The organism is Desertibacillus haloalkaliphilus (genome assembly GCF_019039105.1).
Taxonomy (GTDB): domain Bacteria; phylum Bacillota; class Bacilli; order Bacillales; family KJ1-10-99; genus Desertibacillus; species Desertibacillus haloalkaliphilus.
In genome coordinates this window covers 30312-53559 of record NZ_JAHPIV010000015.1, presented here as the reverse complement: position 1 = coordinate 53559, position 23248 = coordinate 30312, and the positions used below count along the sequence as shown (strand labels likewise).

At 35.8% G+C, this 23248-nt stretch carries 27 protein-coding genes; 20 read left to right on the top strand and 7 right to left on the bottom strand.

Annotated elements, in window-relative coordinates; all coding sequences use genetic code 11:
* The first annotated feature begins 434 nt into the window (after positions 1-434).
* Positions 435-692: a hypothetical protein gene (locus KH400_RS16680; protein ID WP_217226494.1), complete on the top strand. Its 258-nt coding sequence runs from the start codon at positions 435-437 to the stop codon at positions 690-692.
* Between the two features lie 738 nt (positions 693-1430).
* Positions 1431-2519, top strand: a complete 1089-nt coding sequence (locus tag KH400_RS16675; protein WP_217226492.1) for a hypothetical protein — start codon at positions 1431-1433, stop codon at positions 2517-2519.
* Between the two features lie 801 nt (positions 2520-3320).
* Here the strand turns inward: KH400_RS16675 and KH400_RS16670 are convergent.
* The 4 genes from KH400_RS16670 to KH400_RS16655 all read right to left on the bottom strand — a co-directional run bounded on the left by KH400_RS16670 (position 3321) and on the right by KH400_RS16655 (position 6109).
* Positions 3321-3545, bottom strand: coding sequence for a helix-turn-helix domain-containing protein (locus KH400_RS16670; protein WP_217226490.1), 225 nt, complete (start codon positions 3543-3545; stop codon positions 3321-3323).
* A gap of 507 nt (positions 3546-4052) precedes the next feature.
* On the bottom strand, positions 4053-4523 hold the full coding sequence (locus KH400_RS16665; RefSeq protein ID WP_217226488.1) for a hypothetical protein: 471 nt from the start codon (positions 4521-4523) through the stop codon (positions 4053-4055).
* A 72-nt stretch (positions 4524-4595) separates the two neighbouring features.
* Positions 4596-5819 (bottom strand): ParM/StbA family protein, encoded by a 1224-nt coding sequence (locus KH400_RS16660; protein WP_217226486.1) that lies wholly within the window; start codon positions 5817-5819, stop codon positions 4596-4598.
* 11 nt (positions 5820-5830) lie between these two features.
* Positions 5831-6109: a helix-turn-helix domain-containing protein gene (locus tag KH400_RS16655; RefSeq protein ID WP_217226484.1), complete on the bottom strand. Its 279-nt coding sequence runs from the start codon at positions 6107-6109 to the stop codon at positions 5831-5833.
* A gap of 234 nt (positions 6110-6343) precedes the next feature.
* Between KH400_RS16655 and KH400_RS16650 the strand changes: the two genes are divergently transcribed.
* The 5 genes from KH400_RS16650 to KH400_RS16630 all read left to right on the top strand — a co-directional run bounded on the left by KH400_RS16650 (position 6344) and on the right by KH400_RS16630 (position 10074).
* The gene (locus KH400_RS16650; protein WP_217226482.1) at positions 6344-6691 is read left to right on the top strand and encodes a hypothetical protein; all 348 of its coding nucleotides are present in this window, start codon (positions 6344-6346) and stop codon (positions 6689-6691) included.
* A 231-nt stretch (positions 6692-6922) separates the two neighbouring features.
* Positions 6923-7687 (top strand): ParA family protein, encoded by a 765-nt coding sequence (locus KH400_RS16645; RefSeq protein WP_217226479.1) that lies wholly within the window; start codon positions 6923-6925, stop codon positions 7685-7687.
* Positions 7680-8129 carry a hypothetical protein gene (locus KH400_RS16640; RefSeq protein WP_217226477.1) on the top strand — a complete coding sequence of 150 codons (450 nt, stop codon included), beginning with the start codon at positions 7680-7682 and terminating at the stop codon, positions 8127-8129. Before KH400_RS16645 ends, KH400_RS16640 begins: the two co-directional genes overlap by 8 nt.
* 432 nt (positions 8130-8561) lie before the next feature.
* Complete coding sequence (locus tag KH400_RS16635) at positions 8562-9236, top strand: GntR family transcriptional regulator (protein WP_217226475.1); 675 nt, start codon at positions 8562-8564, stop codon at positions 9234-9236.
* A gap of 364 nt (positions 9237-9600) precedes the next feature.
* Positions 9601-10074: a RidA family protein gene (locus tag KH400_RS16630; protein ID WP_217226609.1), complete on the top strand. Its 474-nt coding sequence runs from the start codon at positions 9601-9603 to the stop codon at positions 10072-10074.
* A 58-nt stretch (positions 10075-10132) separates the two neighbouring features.
* Here the strand turns inward: KH400_RS16630 and KH400_RS16625 are convergent, their stop codons facing one another.
* Complete coding sequence (locus tag KH400_RS16625; protein WP_217226473.1) at positions 10133-10459, bottom strand: hypothetical protein; 327 nt, start codon at positions 10457-10459, stop codon at positions 10133-10135.
* Between the two features lie 288 nt (positions 10460-10747).
* On the opposite strand from KH400_RS16625, the gene KH400_RS16620 reads away from it, so the two are divergent.
* From KH400_RS16620 to KH400_RS16585, 8 genes are all read left to right on the top strand, one after another.
* Positions 10748-11032 (top strand): 2Fe-2S iron-sulfur cluster-binding protein, encoded by a 285-nt coding sequence (locus tag KH400_RS16620; protein WP_217226471.1) that lies wholly within the window; start codon positions 10748-10750, stop codon positions 11030-11032.
* Positions 11033-11187: 155 nt separating this feature from the next.
* Entirely contained in the window at positions 11188-11955 is a 768-nt protein-coding gene (locus KH400_RS16615) for a creatininase family protein (RefSeq protein WP_217226469.1), read from the top strand.
* 83 nt (positions 11956-12038) lie between these two features.
* Positions 12039-13523 carry a hypothetical protein gene (locus KH400_RS16610; protein WP_217226467.1) on the top strand — a complete coding sequence of 495 codons (1485 nt, stop codon included), beginning with the start codon at positions 12039-12041 and terminating at the stop codon, positions 13521-13523.
* A 185-nt stretch (positions 13524-13708) separates the two neighbouring features.
* Complete coding sequence (locus tag KH400_RS16605) at positions 13709-14431, top strand: iron-containing redox enzyme family protein (RefSeq protein ID WP_217226465.1); 723 nt, start codon at positions 13709-13711, stop codon at positions 14429-14431.
* Positions 14432-14515: 84 nt separating this feature from the next.
* Complete coding sequence (locus KH400_RS16600; protein WP_217226463.1) at positions 14516-15979, top strand: aldehyde dehydrogenase family protein; 1464 nt, start codon at positions 14516-14518, stop codon at positions 15977-15979.
* Between the two features lie 19 nt (positions 15980-15998).
* Positions 15999-16478 carry a GlcG/HbpS family heme-binding protein gene (locus KH400_RS16595; RefSeq protein ID WP_217226461.1) on the top strand — a complete coding sequence of 160 codons (480 nt, stop codon included), beginning with the start codon at positions 15999-16001 and terminating at the stop codon, positions 16476-16478.
* Positions 16479-16627: 149 nt separating this feature from the next.
* Entirely contained in the window at positions 16628-17221 is a 594-nt protein-coding gene (locus KH400_RS16590) for a chromate transporter (RefSeq protein ID WP_217226459.1), read from the top strand.
* Entirely contained in the window at positions 17218-17760 is a 543-nt protein-coding gene (locus KH400_RS16585; protein ID WP_217226457.1) for a chromate transporter, read from the top strand. The genes KH400_RS16590 and KH400_RS16585 overlap by 4 nt, the downstream gene beginning before the upstream one ends.
* Positions 17761-17854: 94 nt before the next feature.
* Here the strand turns inward: KH400_RS16585 and nadX are convergent, their stop codons facing one another.
* Positions 17855-18664 (bottom strand): aspartate dehydrogenase, encoded by an 810-nt coding sequence (gene nadX, locus KH400_RS16580; RefSeq protein WP_217226455.1) that lies wholly within the window; start codon positions 18662-18664, stop codon positions 17855-17857.
* Between the two features lie 278 nt (positions 18665-18942).
* On the opposite strand from nadX, the gene KH400_RS16575 reads away from it, so the two are divergent.
* The 3 genes from KH400_RS16575 (at position 18943) to KH400_RS16565 (ending at position 19888) form a co-directional block, all read left to right on the top strand.
* Positions 18943-19275: a 2Fe-2S iron-sulfur cluster-binding protein gene (locus KH400_RS16575; protein ID WP_217226453.1), complete on the top strand. Its 333-nt coding sequence runs from the start codon at positions 18943-18945 to the stop codon at positions 19273-19275.
* Between the two features lie 31 nt (positions 19276-19306).
* A complete protein-coding gene (locus tag KH400_RS16570; RefSeq protein ID WP_217226451.1) occupies positions 19307-19591 on the top strand; it encodes a hypothetical protein in 285 nt (94 codons plus the stop codon).
* Positions 19592-19687: 96 nt separating this feature from the next.
* On the top strand, positions 19688-19888 hold the full coding sequence (locus KH400_RS16565; RefSeq protein ID WP_217226449.1) for a hypothetical protein: 201 nt from the start codon (positions 19688-19690) through the stop codon (positions 19886-19888).
* Between the two features lie 129 nt (positions 19889-20017).
* Here the strand turns inward: KH400_RS16565 and KH400_RS16560 are convergent, their stop codons facing one another.
* Positions 20018-21247 (bottom strand): hypothetical protein, encoded by a 1230-nt coding sequence (locus KH400_RS16560; RefSeq protein ID WP_246589746.1) that lies wholly within the window; start codon positions 21245-21247, stop codon positions 20018-20020.
* A gap of 334 nt (positions 21248-21581) precedes the next feature.
* On the opposite strand from KH400_RS16560, the gene KH400_RS16555 reads away from it, so the two are divergent.
* Positions 21582-22853 (top strand): SulP family inorganic anion transporter, encoded by a 1272-nt coding sequence (locus KH400_RS16555; protein ID WP_217226445.1) that lies wholly within the window; start codon positions 21582-21584, stop codon positions 22851-22853.
* Between the two features lie 81 nt (positions 22854-22934).
* Complete coding sequence (locus KH400_RS16550) at positions 22935-23204, top strand: glutaredoxin family protein (RefSeq protein WP_217226443.1); 270 nt, start codon at positions 22935-22937, stop codon at positions 23202-23204.
* Positions 23205-23248 lie beyond the last annotated feature (44 nt).

Sequence of the window (23248 nt, the reverse complement as noted above, 5' to 3'; positions counted from 1 at the left end):
AGTATTCCATATCATTTATTAGACGTCGGACAGACGTCAATAACTAGGGGGGGAATCCGTTATGACAAAAGAATTAGCTATCTATCTACTAACAAGTAAGGACGTCTACCTGACGTCAGAAGGTAGGAGAATGCTTGAAGATATGATTCTTAAAAGGAAGGGGGGTGATGTCTAACTAATGGTTTATCGTCCAACGGTTAGATATTCAGAGGTTTATCGCGATTATGTAAATACACTTTTTCATAGTACTACTTTAGACCGTAACCAAATTATTAGAGTAGCATTATTCACTGCAGCACTGTCAGAGGAGTTTCAACAACTATTAAAAAGCTACCAAAAGAAAGACGTCCCTCTTCCCCTTCCTTTATGGGGACCCACTCAGCATGAACTATGGTTAGAACTGTCGGATAGAGGTGAAGGGAGGGACGTGAATCATGTCAAACCAAAAGGAGATCGAACAAGTAAAACAATTGTTAAAGCGGCTAGAGAAAATAACAAAGGAGAAAGACTCAGGTTTAGAAATCAAGGAGGAATCAGACTCACCATCCAATGAATCTGGTGAAATTGTTGAATGGGTTCCAGTAAAAGGAAGGGATCATGTATTGGAAAGAAGAACAAGAGAGCGATTTAACGTGGTAGATGTCTTAGTAGCTTGCAGCATTGCTTTCATAATATTTTTAGCAGTCACTTAGTGCTCCTATGTTTGTAGGAGCACATTTTATTGATTGAACTGTACTTGAGATTCACTCCCCTAAAGGGTCAAGCTGACTAATGTCTTTCCTAAAACAATAAAATCCCCCTCATCAATAGATGAAGGGGAATCCGAAAACTCTTGTGTGTCGACAAGGGTTTTTATTAAGTTAATTTAATTATAACCTCATCGTATACCTTAGTCAACTAGTATTTTAATAAATAGTATATTTACCAAATCATTGAATATATGATAAGATATTATTGTGTCGAAAGGGTTCGGGATAACTATATCCTCTTTAGGGATAAGTGTATCCATCTACCTTTATTTGACGCACACGCCTTCTACAGTGATGCGTTTTTTATTTTGAATTTTCACAACCGACACAATAAAAAAAGTTGATCGCTACCAACGACCAACTTTGAGATTTCAAAAAAATTGCCCGACAAAACTACCAATTTTGTTGGACATTTGATATAAGATCTACCAAATCTTATATCAAGGATAATAGTTTTTAAATCAAAAAACAAAACCAAAAAACTAACACAAAAACTAGCCCAAAACTAAATGAAAACTAACAACCAAATAAAAAATAACTTTCGAAAAAAATTTATTGTTCGAAAGCGTCTTTAGTATTGCCTTATTTAGTTATTATTATAGATTGTTTTCACTAAAATCGCAACTATACAATCGACTTATTTTCATTTCTTTAATAATTTAAGACAGGAGGGAATGTCGTATGAATCCAGGAATTAGATTACATAAAGCTACATTTAAAATGGACGGATTTCGCTTTTTTGTGCAGCATTATAAACGTTTAAAGCAGTGCGACCTTCCCTCGTCGGCTTGGACAGTTTTCTTAACCATGCTTTCAGAAGCTGATAGCAAAGGCGTGTTACGCGAATACTCTCTTTCCGAGTGGTCATCAGTATTAGGAGTCTCCTACCATACCCTTTATAGCGGCTTAAAATGGCTTGAACGCTGTCATTTTGTGGAGGAGATCATTATAAATGACATGCCGTACTATCGTATTTGCGAATATGAAGAGTTAAACTCGTCTGAAACGAAGTTTAACTACTTCAGAGTACCTCGTGCAATTTTAGACTCAAATGTATTCGCTAGATTTGTTCCTAGCAACAATGTGCGAGGTATCATTTTCATGCTTAATCTGCTCGATCGTTTTCGAGTCATGGTTTCACGAAACAAAAATAAGGATCAAAATGTTCTTCGTTATACAATGGGGACATTAAAAGAGAAGTTATACAAACGTGAAGCGAAGGCTGTTCGTGAAATGATAGATGTATTACAACCAATTTTTCATATTGAAGAAGTAGGCAAAGAAGTACGTGGAAATCAAGTCCGTGTAGCTAAGTATGATTTTAAACTAAGAACGGAATACCTAATTGATGTAGAGGATTTCAGTGTTCGCCAAATGATGGCAAAGTATGGGGAATCGCTCACTCAATTTTTAGATGCTATAAAAGTTCCCCATAAGAAAAAAGATACGAGGGATGTATTAGTTGCATTCCGACAAGAGGTTATCCGAAAAGTAGCCTTCTTAAATGAAAAGAAGAGTAGTCGCATTATCAGAGATGTGTTTATCGATTCACTTCAGAACATCGAGAAGCAGTATAAGGAAGTTCCAACATTTAAAATGAAATCAATTGGTGCTTACTTCCGAACAACCATGCGAGATCGGATTAAAACGATTTTCAAAGCGTCTACTACACGCGAAGAGCGTATTAATGCCTACGTTGATGAGTACAACCAAACGAAAAAGCAGCCTGATCTTTCTTTATATGAGCTAGATCAATACAAGCCTTTTTAAAAATCACGATAAAAAGGCTTATTCGTCGTTCTTTAAAAATGATATCATTTATAAATGAGTAAGAAGCAAAGTTGATTCTTTGCTTCTTTTTTTGTTTCTGTATAACTTTTAAGCAAATGCTAGAAAATAACCCGAGACTTCAAACTTATAGACTTTTATATGTATGGCTGTGAATATGTGTAATCTTTATAAAAACTCTTGTTAGTTTCTTAATTCTTTTAAATCATGGTGTATAGATGTTAATTATTGAATTAGCTAGAATGTGTATTGTTAATTATTTGATCTTGCCGGTTCTTAAAAACTCTCAAAACCCTAGTAGAAATAGTCTCTACAAAGGCTTTGAATTTCTCTTTATATTTATTGAATTCTTTATCTAAAATTGATCTTTTATATTTAATTAATTGATGTCTTTAAGATATATATGAATCTTTTATTATAAAAATGGTGAAGAAAAATTTATAATTTCATAAAATAAAATCTTCTGCTTCTAACATACAAACTGACCTTTTTAAAATCAAGTCTAGTAATCATTTGTATACAATGTTTACAAATGATTACTTAGTATACAAACGGTTACAATGTAATCAAACGTAATCAAATGATTACGTTGTAAACATTTGATTACACCTTCTTAATATATTTACCTTTGTTCTTTACTAATTTAACTAATGCTTTCGATTGCTTCTTCGTTACACCAGCACTCTTAGGTTTACTGAATAAACCCATATGGTAACCCCACCTTCATTTTTAAATGTTCGTTCTATTATGGTTATTATCATTATTAATTTCTCCCTATCTCGGTCATGCATCCCAAAAGTCATCAAAATCCACATCATAACCATTTTTCTTCAATGCTTTGATAATCTTTGAACCATTTTTCATTGAAGGTCTGTTTTCGTTTGATTTGGCAATACGACTTAAAGTATTTTTATTAACTCCACTCTCTTTTGCCATTTCTACCTGTGATATTGAATGTTTATCTAAAAATTTACCGAACTTTGAACGTGGTTTCCCCAATCCAAACACGTTAAATCCCTCCTCTTAAACTCTGTTAGGACTCCAGTATTGCCATTTTCCTGTCTATTAATCACAAAAGCGGTACTTTGTATAAAAAGTGTGGAATAGTGGACAAGCAATCGTCCATATGCTTTATCAAAGACGTCGAGGCGGCGTCCAAACAACAAGGAGGAAGGAGGAAGGTACAATGACTAAAGAAATAGCACTTTATTTGCTAGAAAGTAAGGACGTCTACCTGACGTCAGAAGGTAGGAGAGTACTTAAAGATATATTGAACCTAGCTGATAAGGCGGTGACGTCACAGTAATGGTGTATAGGCCCACGGTTCGCTACAATGAAACATTTCGCGAGTACGTAAACGCGTTATTTCATGCGACCACCCCCCTGTGGTCGCGGTAGGCACCGCACATGAAATCAAGTGGTGTCTACTTTTGTTTCGTAAATAAGAAGCTGTTAACCGCTTTTAATAATGCTAAAAAGCGAACCATTATGCACCAGGCACAACGGTTCGCTTTTCTAGTTTTGTTGGCTTTCCTTTATAAAGAAATCACTCAAATCCGGGTCATCAAATGGGTCATGGGAATCTGAATCATTGTCTTTTTCCTCAGGTTCGTTTGTAGCCACATGCTCAATATTTGATTGGTTTACTTGCTCATGATGGGAATCATCGGACTCAATCTTATGAGCGACTTTAACATTTCGTTCGTTATCCTCGTTTGTTTCTTCTACTTGTTTTGGTGAGAGGTGATTCGTTTCAACTTCATCGAATTCCTCTTTGTCGATCTCCACGCTTTGTGTTGCACTTACTTGTTGAGAAGGGGTTTGTTCACCTAAATATTTTTCATAAAGGTCATGAATGGCAGCATCTAAAATAGATTTTCTGCTAACATCCCCAATTGTATTTTCGTTAAAGTGATTAACTAAATGATCTAATTTATTTAATGTTTGTACCGGGAGCCTAGCCGATATAATTTTTGTTTTAGACATCTCCGTCTTCGAACCTCCTTTCAACACCGGTCCTTCTAGTTCAGTAGAAGGTAGCTAAGAGCTGTTTAGAATCTAACTTTTCACAGCATGATCGTGATGCTCTTTTAAGTCTTTAAAAATCTTGCTTGTGGTAAAGACATACAATCCTTCAGCATTTAAAGTGACAGCGTACTCAGTTGGTGTATAGAAGAGTTTAATCCCTCGATCTTCAACCATATCCTTTATATCTTCATAGAACGTTTCTACGATCTTTCTCATTAGAATACTTCCACCGCCATAAACACAAACAACATCTAGTTCATTTTTGACAGCATCGAGTTGTCTTTCTAAGAAGTCTAAGACATTCTCACATTCACTTCGCAGAAATGGTAGCATGCAAGTGACCGCGGAATCATGATATCTACTTGATGGATCTTTTAAATATCTGCTATAATCCTGTCTCGAGATTTTATCTAAACCTGGGTTGTCTTGTTTAAACTTCCCAAATGCTTCTTCAATCGCGTGTCCAGGACCGATTTTTTCTCCGTCTACTAATGATGATAAAAATTTAAACCCATCTAAAACGGGAGCTTCTGTTGTTCCATCCCCAATATCAAGTGGAATGACTCGTTTCTTTAAAAACCACTTTCCATCAACGTCATGAAGGTTGTACGTTTTAGCAAACTCGCTAAACATATCACTCTTTCTTACTTCACCATTGATGCCTTTTTGTAATGCAAAGACATAAGGGACACCCTCAGCTTGTACATAAACATATTCAAAGATGACTTTTACGTGAACAGGTGTATTATTCAAATGAACGGTCACCCTGTGTGAACCATCCATAAAGCGCTTTGCAAAGGATTCCGCATTTTCAGGGTTCCATTGCATCGCTGGCAAGGCCGTCGTCATATCAACTTTGACTGTAATATCCTCAACGATTTGATTCTTTTGCTGATAAGCGTCAATGACAGCTTGGCCACCAATTACACCAAGCGTATTAATGATTGGTAGCAATTCTCTATACTTTTTCCCTCTTCGGACTCTCATTGAAGTTGGATTCGCATGTTCTTTCATTGCTTTTTCTCCAATGACAAATGTTCCGCTTTTTCCACCATACACTTCGCTTGATTGCACAGTTACAATTAAGTTTTCTAGTAAGTTCGGTATTAATTCTTCAGGTGTTTTATTATCAACATATGGAAGCTGGTTTAGTTCTTTATAAACATTCGGCTGCTTAATTAAATGTCCATTTAGAATGATGTCATGCTCACTATTCCCATTGTCATTACCAGCTTTATAATTTAGTTCTACCACGTAAAATCCCCCTAAACATTCGTTTGTTTGTCTTTATATGCTAATATTTGTTCACCGTAATTAGTGAGGTGATAATAAAATGACCGATTATCCAGTGGATTTCTTTCTGTCGTTATTAAAACCGCACCTTCTAATCTTGCAATCTCCTTATGTACAAGGTTTTTAGAAATTGATAACAACTCTAGCAACTTCAAATAAGTTACGTTTTCGTTTCGATCAATCACATCTAATGTCTTCCAGCTTATTTCATTTAAATGCTTAGCTACATCCTTCATGTACTCTGAATCCACTAGCACTACCCCCAACTTGGTAAAATCAGCTATGTTAACCTTATTTTACATGATAGGACAGAAATATTCAAACTAGTTCAGAACTATCCTATATGATTGTATACAGATATTGAGTGCTATTTTATGTTTACAATGTAAACATTTGATTACGATGTTTACATTCGTATACAACATAATCGTTTGTATACAAATCATTCACTATGTTTTTATGGATGGTGTTTAGTAAATCTGAAGGTGGATCAACTCATTAATATCAGTATTAAAAACGCTATTATTATCAATGTTGCTTGCAACATTGATAATAATAGCAATAATAATAGCAATAATAATAGCAATAATAATAGCAATAATAATAGCAATAATAATAGCAATAATAATAGCAATAATCAAATAGCAATAATAATAGCAATAATAATAGCAATAATAATAGCAATAATAATAGCAATAATAATAGCAATAATAATAGCAATAATAATAGCAATAATAATAGCAATAATAATAGCAATAACAATAGCGATAATGAAATCAATATTAATATTGATTTCATTATCGCTATTAACACCCTTTACCCCCTTGAAATGAACGAGATCTTGAAGAGTTCAACATTTCATGACAAATACTGAATGATTTAAGTAAAAGACATGGAAATTAGTCATCATATTGAAGGCATGATTCACCAAATCTAGCAGTCAATCTATGCTATAGTTAAGGCAATAAATTAGTAGATTTTTCATTATATATTAGACTTCTTTTTAATAACCAAATGTTTGTCTATTTTAAAGTAAAGATATGAAAAGGTAAGGAGGTTTTTAAATGACGAAAATTATCACGGTAGGGTTACAAAAAGGCGGTGTTTCTAAGACAACAACGAGTGGCATCTTGTCATACATATTAAGTCAAAATCACAATGTGTTAGCGATTGATATGGATAGTCAAGGAAACTTATCACAGTTTCTAAGTGACGTTGATGATGTCTTTGAGGAGTTTGAAGATCAAACCGTATTAGAAGGAATCAAATCTGGGGATGTTAGGCCATTCATTCATAAGCTATCTGATACGATGCACCTTTTACCTGCAAATGATTACCTAGCAACTATTAGTCAATTTTTATATCGGAAGTATGAAGGAAACCCATCACTTGCACTTAAACAATCGCTTCAACCCGTTATGGATGACTATGACTACATCATTATTGATACTCCTCCTTCTTTAAGTGAACAAACGATAAACGCATTGTCAGCCAGTACACATGTATTGATTGTAACCGAAGCTTCTCAGTTTTCTTTTCGAGCGATTGATCGATTTTTAGATATGGTTGAGGGGGTAAAGGAACGTACAAATCCAGATCTAAAAGAATTAGGAATCCTAAGAACCCTAAATGATTCTCGACGTACAGACTCTAAAGCCATTGTTGAAATAATTGCTGAAGAATACGATGACCTATGCTTTGATACCATCATTCAGCGTCGTGCTGCTACAGGAAGGTTAGCTGTCTATGGTTTTTTTGATAATCCTGAACTTTCTCAGGCTATTAAGCAATACAAAAATTTTGTGAAGGAAGTGATTGAACGTGTCTAGAGTTGATGATATGAAGGAAAAAATGAAACGAAAAAGTCGGAAACGCCCTGTAGATGCTCTCATGGATGAAATGGAGCAATCAACGATTAATAATAGCAATATCGATAGCGAAATTGATAGCAATAAAAATAGTAATATTGATATTGATAATAATATTAATAATGATAGCAATATCAATATCAAAAATGATAGTGATATTAATACTGATAATAATAGCAATATTAATAACAATATCGATAGTAATACTGATAATGATAGTAGTGACGCTATCGATGACTTATTTGAAAAGAAAGATGAGCCCATTTTTAGAGGTTTTTACTTAGATAAAGATGTCGTGAAAGTGCTCGATAAAGTATCGAAGAGAGGTTCAAAAGGGATCAAATCTCAACTTGTGAATGAAGCGTTACGGAAGATTTTTATTGAAAAGGGATGGTTAAAATAATAGCGTAATTTCCATCAGTTATCTTTACTCGAACAGAATAATATTGACAACGATATCAATATTAATAGCAATATTGATATCGTTATTGATAGTAAGAATAATAGCATTAGCAATAGTATTAATTTCAGTAAATGATTGATCGTCGTCAATCTTGGTCTGATACGGGCCAACTATTCACTTAATACTACCTAAAAAGGTCAAAAGGATAAAATGATATTAAAGGTTGTAAAGTAATACAGTAATTCCTTTCATATCCTCGCACTAATAGAAATTAATTCATATGGTTTCATACATTGGACTTTCAATAGTTGTTTGGATAAACTATTAACACTTTAAAATTTTAATACTCTAAATTTAGAAACACATATAGTTTAAAAACAATATAATGTATAATTGAACTAACTGGTATACCAAATTGGGGAGGTAATGAATATGAAAGGTTGGTTTGAAGAAGAAATTATCTCGATCAGGGAACGAGCATATTTACATTTGAAGAACATGATATTAGAAGGCGATTATAAAGCTGGTGACCGTTTAGTGGAACGAGAGCTAGCAGAAAAAATGAAGATCAGTCGAACACCGATTAGAGAAGCCCTGTTTCGCTTAGAGTCTCAAGGATTTGTGAAAACAGTACCACGTAAAGGTGTTGTTGTCTCAAAAATTTCAACAGAGGATGTTATTGAAGTATTCACGATTTTATCTTCTCTCGAAGTGCTCGCAGCGAAGCTAGCCGCTCAAAAAATGGACGATCAAATGAAAAAAGAATTTGATAAGTGGATTGAAAAAATAGAGAGTGTATTAAACGGTGAGAAAACAGATATTTCACAGCTGCATGTAGAAATAAGTCATGTGCTTTATAAAGCTGCTAAAAGTCCGAAATTATATGAGATGCTTACGGATTTAATGGATTACATTCGTGCGTTTGCAAATACGGGTCATAAATTAGAGGGACGAATGGAAGAGTCAATGAAAGAGCACCTCGATGTGTTAAAGGCAGTACGGAACCAAGAAGTAGAAATGGCTGAATATTTAACGAAGATCCATATTGAAAACTCTAAAAAAGCTTATGTAGATGCGATTAAAGGTAATAAACAACAAGTAAATTAAAGGTTATGCAACCCACATAGCCTTTTATTTCCACTATAAAGATAGTTAAAAATCAAATTTTCTGAAAATTAGTTGTCTCACCCCGGGTGTTATTGGTATACTGTATACCAATAACACCCGGGGTTTTTATATTAATATCTACATGAAAGAAAGGTGGAGATATAATGATTTGGGTTTGTGAAAATCATGTTATTGATGGTGTGAAAATGCTATATGTCCCACATATTAGAAAAAACCAAAGTGAAAACCCATGTTTGTTTTGTGAGGAACAGGCTAAGTTTGAGGTTTATTACCACAAATATATAACAAGTCCGAGAAAATCTTTAAGTACAGATAAACAAAAGGTTAGGGGGTAAAGGATTTGATGCTCGTAACAGATATTGAACAGCGTTTATCTCAGTTAGGATGGATCTTACCAGAACCTCCAAAACAATCAGGAAATTATGTATTAGCGAAAAAGGTTGGAAACTTACTTTATATAAGCGGGGTTACTTGTAAATTTAACGGAGTTATTAAGTTTCAGGGGAAAGTCGGACATGACATAACGATTGATGAAGCTTATGAAGCTGCAAAGGTATGTGCGTTAAATCATCTATCATTGATAAGGTCTGTCACTGGTGATTTAAATAAAGTAAAGAATATCATCAAAATGGTAGGTTATGTTAACTGTGATCCGGATTTTGCCGATGTACCTAAAGTGATTAATGGTGCGTCGGATTTATTGATTGAGCTCTTTGGAGAAAAAGGAAAACATGCTCGATGTGCTGTAGGGGTAGCCTCCTTGCCCGGATTAGCTTGTGCGGAAACGGACCTAATTGTAGAAATTGATAGCCATTAAATATAAAATCGACCTTTCAAATGAACGTCTCATGAGAAGGTCGATTTTATTATTGTAATCAAATTATACTTTCTTCATTAAGTTTCTCTAAGCGTGCATTGTCAGAATCTGGCCCTGTGATCTCATCTAGCTCTTCGTGAGCCCCTTCAATCGTTTCGTATACTTCAAAGAATTTAACTGGTATGTTATTAATATATTTTTTTTCGTCTTTTTCTTCTGTCAATGTTATTTTAATATCATTCTTTGTTACCTTTGCAATTGTATACTTGGCTCTTAACTGATTAAAAAAATAATATTCATAGGTTTCAATTACTTCTAGACCTTCTGTGTGAATATTTGTTTGATACTCATCTTTATTTGTTAAAATAATGTAATTACCTTCCATGTGTATCCTCCTCTACATTTAATAATTTTTAAAAGTGCCGCTTAATATCATCCCTATTTGACGAATTGGTTCAGACCACCTCCAATGTAGCCTTTTTACCCATTTGTATTTTGTATACCATTTCTAATCAGTGTAAACAATCCTGAAAACTAAATCAATAACTTTTTATAAAAATTTAAAATATTGAAAAAAATCTAACAATATTGTTGATTTCTAAAACTATCGTAACTTATAATGTTAAGTAATATTTTCACTATGAAAACGATTTTATGAAGGGGGGTACTGATTTTGCCAAAGGTTAAACTTCAACAAAATGATCTTGTCTATGAGCAACAAGTGGAAGAGAATAGTAATCTAGTAGTTTTAGCGGGGATAAAAAAGTTTCCGCATTTAAAGTATGGCTGTGGAATGGGGAAATGTACAAAATGTGTATCAAAAATTGTTAGTGGTGCCGATCAACTAGGAGAACCGAATTGGAAAGAAAAGAAGATGTTAGGAGATAAACTTGAAGAAGGGTATCGCTTAACCTGTCAGCTAACCATTACAAGTGATATAGAGTTAACGCAGGAATAATTTTAACTTTTATGGTATACAGTATACTCTTTATCTATGTTAAGGAGTTTCCATGAAAGAAAGTTCAGTAGGTTTTATAACGAGATGATTAACAAAGTCTGAAGTTTCTTTTAAACTTTGTTGTATATTTAATACCAGATAAAGGATGTGATTGCTTGGAGAGATATGATTTAACAGAAATGACGTGGGAAGAAGTACGAGCAGCATTAGAAGAGGTTAAAGTTGCTATAATACCTGTTGGAGCTCATGAGCAACATGGTCCTCATATGGTCGAAAGTTGCGATGCTGTGCTGGCTACTGAAATGGCTAAAAGACTTAGTGAAAAGTTATTTCCTCAAGTGATGATGACCCCAACAATAAACATGGGTGTATCTCCACACCATCTTAATTTTCCAGGGACAATTTCTCTAAAATCATCGACTCTTATTGCAGTGATCCGAGATGTTGTTGAGTCATTACAACAACATGGGATAAAAAAGTTCCTATTATTAAACTCACATGGTGGAAACCAATCCACTTTAAATGTGGCAAGTACCTCTCTATCAAATGAATTAGATGTCGAGGTTTATTATGCGAAAACAACCGCGTCAGCTAAAGAATCTATGGAAACAAATATTCATTCGACTTTATTTGGACATAGCTGTGAACGAGAGGTATCCGAGGCTTTGTACCTTGCACCCTATTTAGTTCGTTTAGACCGAATAGAGAAAGGTGATATTCAACCAGGTAGATGGGAAATGTTACGACCAGGAAACCCAATTCAAGGACCGTACAAGTATGAAGAAATGACTAAAAACGGCTGTATTGGAGATGCGACGAAAGCAAGTGAAGAAATAGGTAGACAAGTTGTTGAAGAGGCTTTAGATCATTTAGCAACTTCTATCCAGAAGCTATTAATCAAAGAGACAGTGAGCAATAGCTAAGTCATATTGTGATGAATTCCACTGAAAAGGATACGATGTCATTAGTAGAGTGATCCTAATTCATGTTGAGGAGGATACAATTAATGGAAGAAGTTGTATTGACGGGTTCCCATTGGCTTTTCTTACTAGTCATTGGTACGATCTTTACGTTTATGATTTTTCGACGAGATGTTGTATTACCATCAATATTAGGGATCTTCTTAATAGGATGGATGTTTAATACCGGTAATGGGATAGTAGACACTAGTATCGGGGCATCACAAGCTGTCTTTACATCCTTTTTAAATGCGGGGATTGAACTATTTGATATTATGTTAGTTATTGCCCTAATGGTTGCAATGCTTAAATCACTGCAAAAACAAGGTGCAGATGTCTTAATGGTTTCACCAATGAAAAAGCTAATGGTGAACCCGACAGCATCATTTTTCGTTCTAGGTTCTACAATGTACATTGCTGCTACATTTTTTTGGCCAACACCTGCGGTAGCATTAGTTGGTACAGTACTAATTCCAGTAGCGATGAAAATGGGACTTCCGGCAATGGGTGCCGCTGTTTCGCTTAACTTGTTTGGTCATGGGATGGCTTTATCAGGAGACCTAGTGATCCAAGGTGCGACACGGTTAACTTCAGCGGCAGCAGGGGTAGAGTCGACTGCCATTCTTCCCTATACTGCTTTGTTCTCTTTCATTACAGGGTTTGTAGCCATTGGGATTGCTTTTTTTACTATTAGACGAGATATGAAAAGCGGAAAATTAAAAAGTGAAAACACTGATGAATTTTTTGATAATCAGAAGAAAGCGCTTACAAGCAAAAAGGATGACTCTGAAAACGAGGAAATTGCTGCTACTGTAGAAGCCGAAGAGCCAAAAGGGAAACATGCAAGGTTTTTATCGTTATTAGTTCCCATTACGTTACTAACTATTGTTTCAATTATGTTAATTAGATCATTTGGTGATAGTGATAATGCGATCAATGGGGGCGATGCCACTGCACTACTAGGAGGAACAGCAGTCGTACTGTTGATCATTTCTACTCTATTAAGTGAAGGAAATAAAGCAATCGAGGGGATTGTTAGTCATTTAAGAGAAGGGTTTTATTTTGCAATAAAGATCTTTGCACCTGTCATTCCGATTGCTGCTTTTTTCTTAATGGGACATCCAGATCATGCGGCAGCTGTTTTAGGAGAAGGAGCACCAGGTTTTTTATTTGATTTAGGTGGAGCCGCTGCTCATTACATCGATGGTAGTCAAATCAGTTTAGCATTTGGTATGGTTGCCATTGCGATATTATCAGGTATGGATGGTTCAGGTTTCTCAGGTCTACCTCTCGTAGGTGCTTTATCTGCAGGATTAGGGGATGCAGTAGGTGTCGATGTTGCCGTCTTAGCAGCATTAGGTCAAGTAGCAACGATCTTTGCTGGTGGAGGTACGCTTGCCGCATGGGCGTTTGGTGTTGTCGCAGACGCTGGTATCGCAGGTGTAAAACCTATTGATCTAGTGAGGCGAAACTTCTTTCCTGTCATGATTGGTTTATTTATCGCAACAATTGTAGCGATTTTACTGATGTAAATAAGTTATTTGTTATTAATTATTAGAAAATTTACAAAATACTATTGACACAGTAATTATATTCTATTAAGATGAACTCAAATAAATAAATGGTATACCAAATACCGAATACAAAATACAATTAACTATTGATGCAAAGAAATTAAGAAAATTAGGTTTTCTTTAAATTAAAGGAGGAGATTTGGATGGCAGAACTATTATCAAAAGAGGAATTTCGTAGACAATTAGAGGAAGCAATTAAAGGGAATCATAGTGAGGCAGCGCCATTTACAGTCGCTTGGGCAAATGGAGAGCTTAAAAGAGAACATTTTGCTAGATGGGCAGAAAACCATTATCACTATGTTGGGCCTTTTGCAGATTACCTAGCGTATATGTACCACAACACACCAGAAGAGTATTCAGATGCTAAAGATTTCATCCTTCAAAACATGTACGAAGAAGAAATTGCTGGTGACCGCCATACAGATCTTTTAATCCGATTTGCTGAAACATGTGGTACGACACGTGAGCGTGTGGAAGATCCGAAAAACATGGTAGCTACAACATTAGGTCTACAAAGCTGGTGTTACACGGTTGCAGCTCGTGAGAACTTTGTTGTTGCAACAGCAGCACTTGTTGTTGGACTTGAATCACAAGTACCAGCGATTTATCGAAAACAAACGCCAGTACTTCGAGAAAAATATGGATTCACAGATGAGGAAATTGAATTCTTTGATCTACACATTGTATCTGATGAAATCCATGGTGAGCGTGGGTATTCAATCGTTCTTAAATATGCTGATACGCCAGAACTTCAACAACAATGTTTAGATATTGTTCGTAGAGGTGCAGAGATGCGTCGTATGTATATGAATGGTTTATATGAAGCTTACTTAAAAGATGACCTCGGAGAAACTGTCCAATCATAATTTATAAATAAAAAACTATCGGCAGTTTCCGATTTTGGAAGCTGCCGTCCTTATTCATACTACTGGTAGAGAGGGTGCTTCAATTTGTTACAAACAAGTGTAAAAAGCTATGAAAATTATATAAATGGCAAATGGGTTTCAAGTGTAAGCAATGAAACGTTTGAGAGTATTAACCCTGCAGACACGAGTGATGTTCTTGGGAAGTTCCAATCATCTACAAAAGACGATGTTGAAACAGCGATCAAGGCCGCTAGCGACGCGTTTCCAAGCTGGGCAAGTACCTCTCCTTCAAAGCGTGCAGCGATCTTAAATAAAGCAGCTGATATTTTAGAAAGCCGTGTCGAGCAATATGGGGAAGAACTCACTCGAGAAGAGGGGAAAATCCTTTCAGCTGGTAAAGGTGAAGTGAAGAGATCTGCTCAAACACTTCGCTATTATGCAGTAGAAGGTTTAAGTTTTACTGGAGAAACATTCCCTAATGACGACCCAAACATGGATGTTTATACAGCAAGAGAACCATTAGGAGTGGTTTCTGTAATTACTCCATGGAATTTTCCGATTTCAATCCCGGCCAGAAAAATTGCCCCTGCTCTTATGACAGGAAATACTGTTGTATTTAAGCCATCCTCAGACACTCCATTAATTGCTCTTCGTCTAGTAGAAGCTCTTCATGAAGCTGGTATACCAGAAGGCGTCATTAACTTTGTAACCGGATCGTCTTCAAACGTTGGGGACCCTTTAGTGAAGCATCCTGCGATTCGAGCGGTGACATTTACTGGTTCTACTGGTGCTGGTGAGAGCATCCATAGCAAAGCTTCTTTGACTACTAGAACACAAATGGAGCTTGGAGGGAAAAATCCGATTATTGTAATGGATGATGCTGATATCGATAATGCGGCACAATTAACAGTCAATGGTGGGTTTGCACTTACGGGGCAAGCTTGTACGGGTACAAGTAGAGTGATCGTGATGAAATCAGTAGAAGAAGCATTTACAGCTAAATTAATTGAAAAGACAAAAGAGCTCGTTATTGATAATGGTTTAGTTGATGAAACAAAAGTTGGTCCCTTAGCCAATGAGAAGCAACTAAACAATGTACTAAACTATGTTGATATTGGTAAAAAAGAAGGGGCGAACCTCGTTTATGGTGGTAATCGTTTAGAAGGCCCTAAGTACGATCAGGGCTATTTCGTAGAGCCAGCGATCTTTACGGATGTGAAACCAGACATGCGTATTGCTCAAGAAGAAATCTTCGGCCCTGTCATTGCAATCATTGCAGTAGATAATTACGAAGAAGCCATTAAGGTTGCTAATGATGTTGAATACGGATTAGCGGCATCAATTGTAACGAATGATATAAAACTAGCGAAAAAGTTCACACAAGATATTGAAGCAGGAACAGTAAAAGTAAATCGTACAACAACGGGTAACTTAATTAATGCTCCATTTGGTGGCTTAAAGAAATCGAGTACATCGACATTCCGTGAATCAGGAAGAGTTGGATTAGAATTTTTCACACAAATTAAAACAGTTTATGTCGGTTACTAATAAAGGAGGAATCTTTACTATGAAACAAGCATTAAAGCTAACGTTAGAAGAAGCACATATCATGATTGAAGCCGCTAAACAAAAGGCAGAAGAAATTAATGTCTTAGAGACAGTTGCCATTGTTGATGAAGGCGGTTATGTAATCGCTCTTGATCGAATGAATAATTCTCGGGTGACGGGACCAGAAATTGCAATCGCGAAAGGATTTACAGCAGCAGGACATAAAAGGTCAACACATCTTTTTAATAAAGAACCAAATGGTCCTGCACTACCAGGAAATGAAGCTTTCGGTATTCAACATATGATTCCAGGAAAGTTTGCGATTTTTGTAGGTGGATTTCCAATTGTTGTGGATGGTGAGGTTGTTGGTGGTGTTGGTGTAAGTGGTGGAAATGGTGAGCAAGATACTGCTGTGGGCACAGCTGCACTACAGGCACTTGAACAACACTTGAAAGAGCAAGGACATAGTGTTGTGACAGATGCCGATATTAAATTATAAGTCTACTATTTAGTTTCCTATAAATTATCTCTCCCTTATTGTATAAAATGATTGGCGTCATGACGTTCTAAAAGTACAGGACGTTGTGACGCATTTTTAAAATGAAGTTTTAAATGGAAAAATACAAACATTGAAAGAAGGTGAGTGTGTTGAATGTATACTTACAACTCACAATTGGATTGGCGAGATCAGGGGTATTAGGATACGGGGGCGGACCGTCAGTGATCCCTTTAATTGAGCATGAAGCAGTAAAAAAATACAATTGGATGACAAGTGAGGAGTTTGGTGACACGTTAGCGCTAGCAAACACTTTACCTGGTCCGATTGCTACGAAAATGTCGGCGTACATTGGATATAAGGTAAAAGGATCAATGGGGGCTTTTGTTGCCATACTAGCCCATATCTTACCGTCGATCGTTGCTATGATAGGTTTATTAAGTTTTCTTTATTCCTTCCGAGATTCGGCGATTGTTAGCGGGATGGTTCAGGCCGTTACACCAGTTGTGGCTGTTATGCTTGCTGTTATGGCTTTTAGTTTCTTAAAAAAGGCATCTAATGGTCTTGGAACAAAGGGGATGCTAGCAACAGCACTTCTTTGCTTAATTTTATTAGAATTATTAGTCATTCATCCTGGAATTGTGATTGTTATTTTTTTAACCTCAGCTTTTGCCTATGCTACGTACCTCAACCGAAAGAAAGGTCGACAGGAAACTGAGGAACAAAGGAAGGATGTTGGGTCATGATTTACATTGAAATCTTTTGGGCATTTTTTATAGCGAATTTACTAGGTTATGGTGGTGGTCCTTCAACGATCCCACTTATTCAAAATGAAGTTGTGGATCAATATGAGTGGATGAGTTTACAGGAGTTCGCTGATTTACTTGCAATTGCAAATGCTCTTCCTGGTCCGATCGCTACAAAGATGGGGGGATTCATTGGCTATGAGATTGGTGGCGTGTTTGGTGCTGTATTAGCTTTAATCGCCACGGTTGCTCCATCAGCGATTGCAGTCATTATCCTTTTTAAGTTTGCCAATAAATTTAAAAGTGCCTTACAAGTTAAGTTTATGACAAGATCTGTTCAGCCAGTAATTGCTATTCTATTAGCTGTACTTGCATATCAATTCTTTTTAACGACGTTTGAACAAAGTGGCCTTTTTCAATTAGTCCTACTAACAGTTGTAAGTTACTTAGCGTTAGAAAAATTCAAAGTACATCCGGCATTTGTGATTCTAGGTTCTTTATGCTATGGGGCCCTTTGTCTTTCAGGACTAGTCACTTAGACCATTGTCAAAACGCCTTAGTTTCATGAGGCGTTTTGACATGAAAAAGCACACCAATCATATGAAAGGTGTGCTTTCTAGCATTGTATGGGAATTAAACACCAAGGACAACTGGGTTTGTGTAGCTATTTAACACTTTCGCGATACTCATGGCTACAATATATCCTGTTTTAGGGTTGTCTGGTGACGGTGTATTTTGAATTTCAATCTTTGTTTGTCCAAAATGTCCTGAAATGAAGACCTCATGGGTATTTCGATCAATACTTGGGTCGATATAGACTTCAACTTCTGTTCGATCGAACCCAATGCCAGCTAAACTTAAGGCTGCTGATACATTTACGTTTTCAGGAAAGATCTCTGCTGATTCACGGGCCTTACCTTTGAAGATGCATGTTGGCTCTTTAATTGATTCTAAATCAAATTCTTTCTCAACCTTTGTTCCATACCAAGCTTTCGGCTGTTTTCGAGTTATTTGTTTCACTTGATCAATGTCACCGATCGAACCAGATGCTACTCGATCAAGCCCACCAATTGCTGCTGAAGGAATAATGATTTGCTTTTGAACTTTTTCTGCAGCTTCTTTTATTTCATTTAAAAAAGAGTCATCAGCAAGTGAACCTACCGAAACAAGTATTAGATTACTACCGTGTACAAGAGCTGTCTTACCATATTGTCGTACAGCTTCATGTCCCGCCGCTTCAACAATAAAATCTAAATCTTGAGAAAAAAAGTATTCAGGATCGTCCGTAACATTGATCCGATTATTACCTAATTGGTTGTGAACTTTTTCTATGTTCCGTACAAGGATCGATTCTACTTTTGTGTTTACTAGCTTTTTATCTTCGATTAAATCTAGTAATTGTTGACCGATGGTTCCAAACCCTATCATTCCAATTTTCAACATTAAAAACACCACCTAAGTTGTATATTGTATACCAAATAATATAACCTTATTACTCAATCATTGTCAAATAATTCACAAATAACGAATACAGCGCTACTTTGAGAAACTTTTCACTTTGGTATTGTCAGAATATTATCGATATGGTATATTGTATACAATATAAATTTGAGGAGTGTTTTACAGCGAAATCCATAAAAAATATTACTGTGAAAATTGCTGTGGAGCATGTCATAGCACAATATTAAGACTTTTTAATGATCAAAAAGGAGGAATTAAGAATGGCGAATATTCACATAAAAAACACGGATAGAACAATTGAAGTAGAAGACGGATCAAATATTTTGCGAAACTCTTTGCGATATGACGGGGAAGTACCAAACCGTTGTGGCGGAGGATACTGTGGAACTTGTTTAGTCAATATTGAAGAAGGAAGCGAAAACTTAGATAAACGAAAGCCTGCAGAAATCAAAAAGCTCGGAGAGGATATTTTAAATAAAGGTTATCGTCTTGCTTGTCAAACATTCATTAACGAAGGGGATATTACAATTTCATGGGATAAAGATATGACAAAACAAGTTCAAAAACGAAAAGTACAACCTGTGAAATCTTAATACTAATTTAATTGATAGGAAGTGAAAAAAGGTGATTGTCGAGCAACTTGTTGAAATGAAGGAAGTTTTATCTGAGGAGATAAAACCTGGGTACTGTGTTGTCTATGAAAAGTTTATTAATAATCATGTTGAGGTAAAAAAAATCGGTATTAAGCAGGGGCGCTTTGAAACTAGTGAGTTATTACAGGTACTAAGAGGGGATCGTAGTACAGGATATTCGTTTCAAAGTATAAGAGATTATACACTTGAAGATGATTCATTAGAGGGCACACTTTTAAAAATCAAAGAAAATCATAAAGAACTTTTTAGAGATTAAAAACTTCCTTATTACAAGGCCTTTTTTTAAACAGCTTTTTGGTATACAATAAACCATTAGAGAGAAGATCATAACGATAGAAAGAAGTTGAAGGCTATGTTTAACAAAATACCTAAACAATTAAACTGGTGGGAGCATTTATTTGAAGAGAGAATAGAGCCTGTGTCGGATGAAACGGTTAGATGTGGACTTCACGGAAAGGTTTGTGTCTCCCAGTGTAAAGAATGTACATGGTTAACGCATTATCAAAATAATGATGGGCACGAAGCGGTTGTTTGTAGACCTCCAGTTGTTTAATTCTTATCATACTATATTTTAAAAGGAAAGTGTAAAACCGAGTATGAATTTCGATCATACTCGGTTTTTGTATTAGATTATAAAGAGCAATAGCCAACAGAGACTACCTCTTTTCTGTTGGCTATTGCTTTATAGAATATATTGCAAGGTTAAGATAAACACCGTTAATAATAAAAGATATGAGCCTGTAAATACGAAATTCCAGTTTGATATTTTATATGGACTTTCATTAATAATGTTCGACATGATTCCTAAAGTTGCATTATATGGCCCCATTAGAAAAGCAGGTACAGCGCCACCTAGCATCGCTACAGTAAGTATTTGTGGTGAAATGTTAAGAACCGATGGATCTAGAGCTTCTGCGATCAGCGCTAATGCAACAGCAGGATGTAACCCAATAAACGCTAAAAGGAGTGGGATAAATGGAAGAAGAACTAAAAATAATTTTATCCCAGTGATATCGACGACATGTATAATCCAGGTATTTACTGTCTGATCCACCCCTGATAGGTTTACTGCTGAAATGAAAAAACCTGCTGATAGGAAGATGAAAAATTGGTCCTTCATTTTTAATAAATGGGTATTAAAATGATCCTTTAATCCATATAGAAACTGTTTTCCTTTTTTAATAAACATCGACCATAGAAATGAAAAAGGAATCACAAGCAACGTCACAAGAAAAAGAAAGCTGAATTCAAAAAACACCTCAGAGAATGTGATAACCACATTTAAAAGTAAAATAGCAGCGATAATATGAATTAATTTCTTCGGTCTTGCAGGTTGGGTAGCACCTTCAGTTGATGCAGCCATTTCTTGTTGTGCTTGATCAAGCTCCCGGTGCTGTGTTAAATCCTTTCTCTTTGAGAGAAAATACCCTGTAAGCCAATCTAGGAGCAATCCTAGAATGCTTAAGGGGATAAGGATTGGTAGCATTCCTCCCCAACTAACCCCGGTCATTTCAATTACAATACCAACGATTGGTGTAACGGGTGTCCATAACAAAGGCATTGAAAATCCATGTGTAATGGATCTGCTCAAAAAGCGCTCTTTATGTTTAATGATAAACAGATCCATCGAAGGACGAATTGAATAATAAGTCATCGGTAACGCAGCTAAATTCATAAAAGAGCTAAGGAAGTATGAAATTCCTGACGAAACCATATATAGATGACCTGTATGCTGAACTTTTTCTTTAATGATGTGTTGAACCTCTTGAGCGTAGTTTCCTAATTTAATCGGTAGAGCTAATATCGGAACTAATGCAAATAAACTCAGTAAGTTTAACATCGGACCGAATGAAAGCAAGTATTGAACGAAACTTGTCCCACTCATAACAAGCATCACGACTCCCAAACTCAAGAAGCTTATTCCAAAGATGAGCACAAACCTACTAACAAAAAATAATGTTGAAAGAACTGCAAATAAGGATACTGTGGAAACAACCAATTGAATCCCTTGATGTTGAAATATATTAGAGACGAGGTACATACATATTGCAATAGCAAAAAGATACTTTAACATAATGTCACCAACCAATTAAAAATATAGTAGTCATATATATATATTCATAGCTTCTATTGTATACAAAATGCCAATATGATTTCAGTAATGTTCATATTGTATCAATATAAGTAGAATTTTTCCAAAAGTTAAGATAGAAAATTTGCACATGAATAGGAGGATTTTTGCTTTTATGAGCTTAAAGGAATCTGATCCACTTATTTGGAATCTAAACTATCGAAAAAGCTATTTAAAAGGTGACATAACCGCAGGGATTACTGTCGCTATCATGTTAATCCCTCAAGGGCTCGCTTATGCGATGTTAGCAGGATTACCCCCAATTATTGGCTTATATACAGCAACAATACCATTGCTCATCTATGCTCTTCTAGGTTCATCCCGCCATTTATCTGTAGGCCCCGTTTCAATCGTCGCTTTATTGACGTTCTCTGGGGTATCGACCCTAGTACCACCTGGATCTGAACATTTTTTTTCATTAGTAATTATATTGACGTTTTTAGTGGGGACGATTCAAATTCTTTTAGCTATTATAGGTGCCGGAACTTTAGTGAAATTTATTCCACATAGTGTAATCAGTGGTTTTACTTCTGCAGCAGCGATCATTATTGGTATGAATCAACTTGAGAACTTAATACAAATCAATATGGATAACGGAGGGACTGCTCTTCAATTATTTTTAGAGTTTCTACGTAAATTACCAGAGGCTCATGTAATCACAACAGCAATTGGTATTGGGAGTATTGCTATTCTTATTACCTTAAAAAAGAACTTTCCGAAAATACCCGGCCCCCTTTTTGTTGTTGCAGGAAGTATGTTGATTGTTTCGTTCTTTCAATTGCACCATAAAGGAGTAAGTATAATCAAAGATGTTCCTAGTGGCTTTCCTATGATTACTGCCCCTATGTTAAATGTTGATGTCATCCTTTCGTTATTACCTACTGCAATAACAATTGCGCTCATTGGATATGTCGAATCGATCACGATTGCAAAATATATTGCAAATAAGGAAAACTATACCCTAGATACAAATCAAGAACTGGCAGGTCTTGGTTTTGCTAATTTTATCGGTTCTTTATTTTCATCTTTCCCTGTAGCAGGGGCGTTTTCAAGGACGGCTGTAAACTACCAATCAGGTGGAAAAACAAAGTTCGCATCTATCGTTACAGTAATTATCATGATCCTAACACTACTATATTTAACTCAATTATTTTACTACTTACCAGATGCCGTTTTAGCAGCGATTATTATCGTCTCTATCTATAATCTCATTGATGTTCGAAAAGCAGTTGAATTGTTTTCTGCGAATAAAACAGAAGGATGGTCCCTTGTTATGACATTCATAGCTACATTAACGTTTGGCGTTGAAAAAGGGTTGTTAATCGGAGTAGGCTTCTCATTAGCTGTTTCGCTCTTTAGCTTAAAATGGTTGTATGTGACACGATAACCCGAACCTAGTTGGTTGAAAATTCGCACTATTTAGTGTATTGTATACAGTATACCAAATATACTGAGGGGTGTTAAGTGTATGGATCGAAAAGTAGTGTTATGGAGTTCTTATACATGCCAATTGTGTACAGAGTTAAAAGATTTCTTTGAAGAGAATAATATTCAATATGAAAACAAGGACATGAAAAAAGATGATCATTTGCGAGATATAATTGAAGAAAGGTACAATGTTCGAAAAGCTCCAGTTGTAGAGATCGATGAAGCAGTTGTCGTTGGTGGAGGACGATGGACACCTGAAAATTGGCGTACGTTAAAGCAGCTATTAAATGTGAGTGAAGCTGTAAAATAACCAACGCTCGAAGAATGTATTCAGTTAGAAAATAATTATTAAAA

Bases quoted from the DNA above. Each gene is read 5' to 3' on its own strand.
- KH400_RS16680 (WP_217226494.1), top strand. From the start codon at position 435: ATGTCAAACCAAAAGGAGATCGAACAAGTAAAACAATTGTTAAAGCGG.
- KH400_RS16675 (WP_217226492.1), top strand. From the start codon at position 1,431: ATGAATCCAGGAATTAGATTACATAAAGCTACATTTAAAATGGACGGA.
- KH400_RS16665 (WP_217226488.1), bottom strand. From the start codon at position 4,523: ATGTCTAAAACAAAAATTATATCGGCTAGGCTCCCGGTACAAACATTA.
- KH400_RS16645 (WP_217226479.1), top strand. From the start codon at position 6,923: ATGACGAAAATTATCACGGTAGGGTTACAAAAAGGCGGTGTTTCTAAG.
- KH400_RS16635 (WP_217226475.1), top strand. From the start codon at position 8,562: ATGAAAGGTTGGTTTGAAGAAGAAATTATCTCGATCAGGGAACGAGCA.
- KH400_RS16630 (WP_217226609.1), top strand. From the start codon at position 9,601: ATGCTCGTAACAGATATTGAACAGCGTTTATCTCAGTTAGGATGGATC.
- KH400_RS16625 (WP_217226473.1), bottom strand. From the start codon at position 10,459: ATGGAAGGTAATTACATTATTTTAACAAATAAAGATGAGTATCAAACA.
- KH400_RS16610 (WP_217226467.1), top strand. From the start codon at position 12,039: ATGGAAGAAGTTGTATTGACGGGTTCCCATTGGCTTTTCTTACTAGTC.
- KH400_RS16605 (WP_217226465.1), top strand. From the start codon at position 13,709: ATGGCAGAACTATTATCAAAAGAGGAATTTCGTAGACAATTAGAGGAA.
- KH400_RS16595 (WP_217226461.1), top strand. From the start codon at position 15,999: ATGAAACAAGCATTAAAGCTAACGTTAGAAGAAGCACATATCATGATT.
- KH400_RS16585 (WP_217226457.1), top strand. From the start codon at position 17,218: ATGATTTACATTGAAATCTTTTGGGCATTTTTTATAGCGAATTTACTA.
- nadX (WP_217226455.1), bottom strand. From the start codon at position 18,664: ATGTTGAAAATTGGAATGATAGGGTTTGGAACCATCGGTCAACAATTA.
- KH400_RS16575 (WP_217226453.1), top strand. From the start codon at position 18,943: ATGGCGAATATTCACATAAAAAACACGGATAGAACAATTGAAGTAGAA.
- KH400_RS16565 (WP_217226449.1), top strand. From the start codon at position 19,688: ATGTTTAACAAAATACCTAAACAATTAAACTGGTGGGAGCATTTATTT.
- KH400_RS16555 (WP_217226445.1), top strand. From the start codon at position 21,582: ATGAGCTTAAAGGAATCTGATCCACTTATTTGGAATCTAAACTATCGA.
- KH400_RS16550 (WP_217226443.1), top strand. From the start codon at position 22,935: ATGGATCGAAAAGTAGTGTTATGGAGTTCTTATACATGCCAATTGTGT.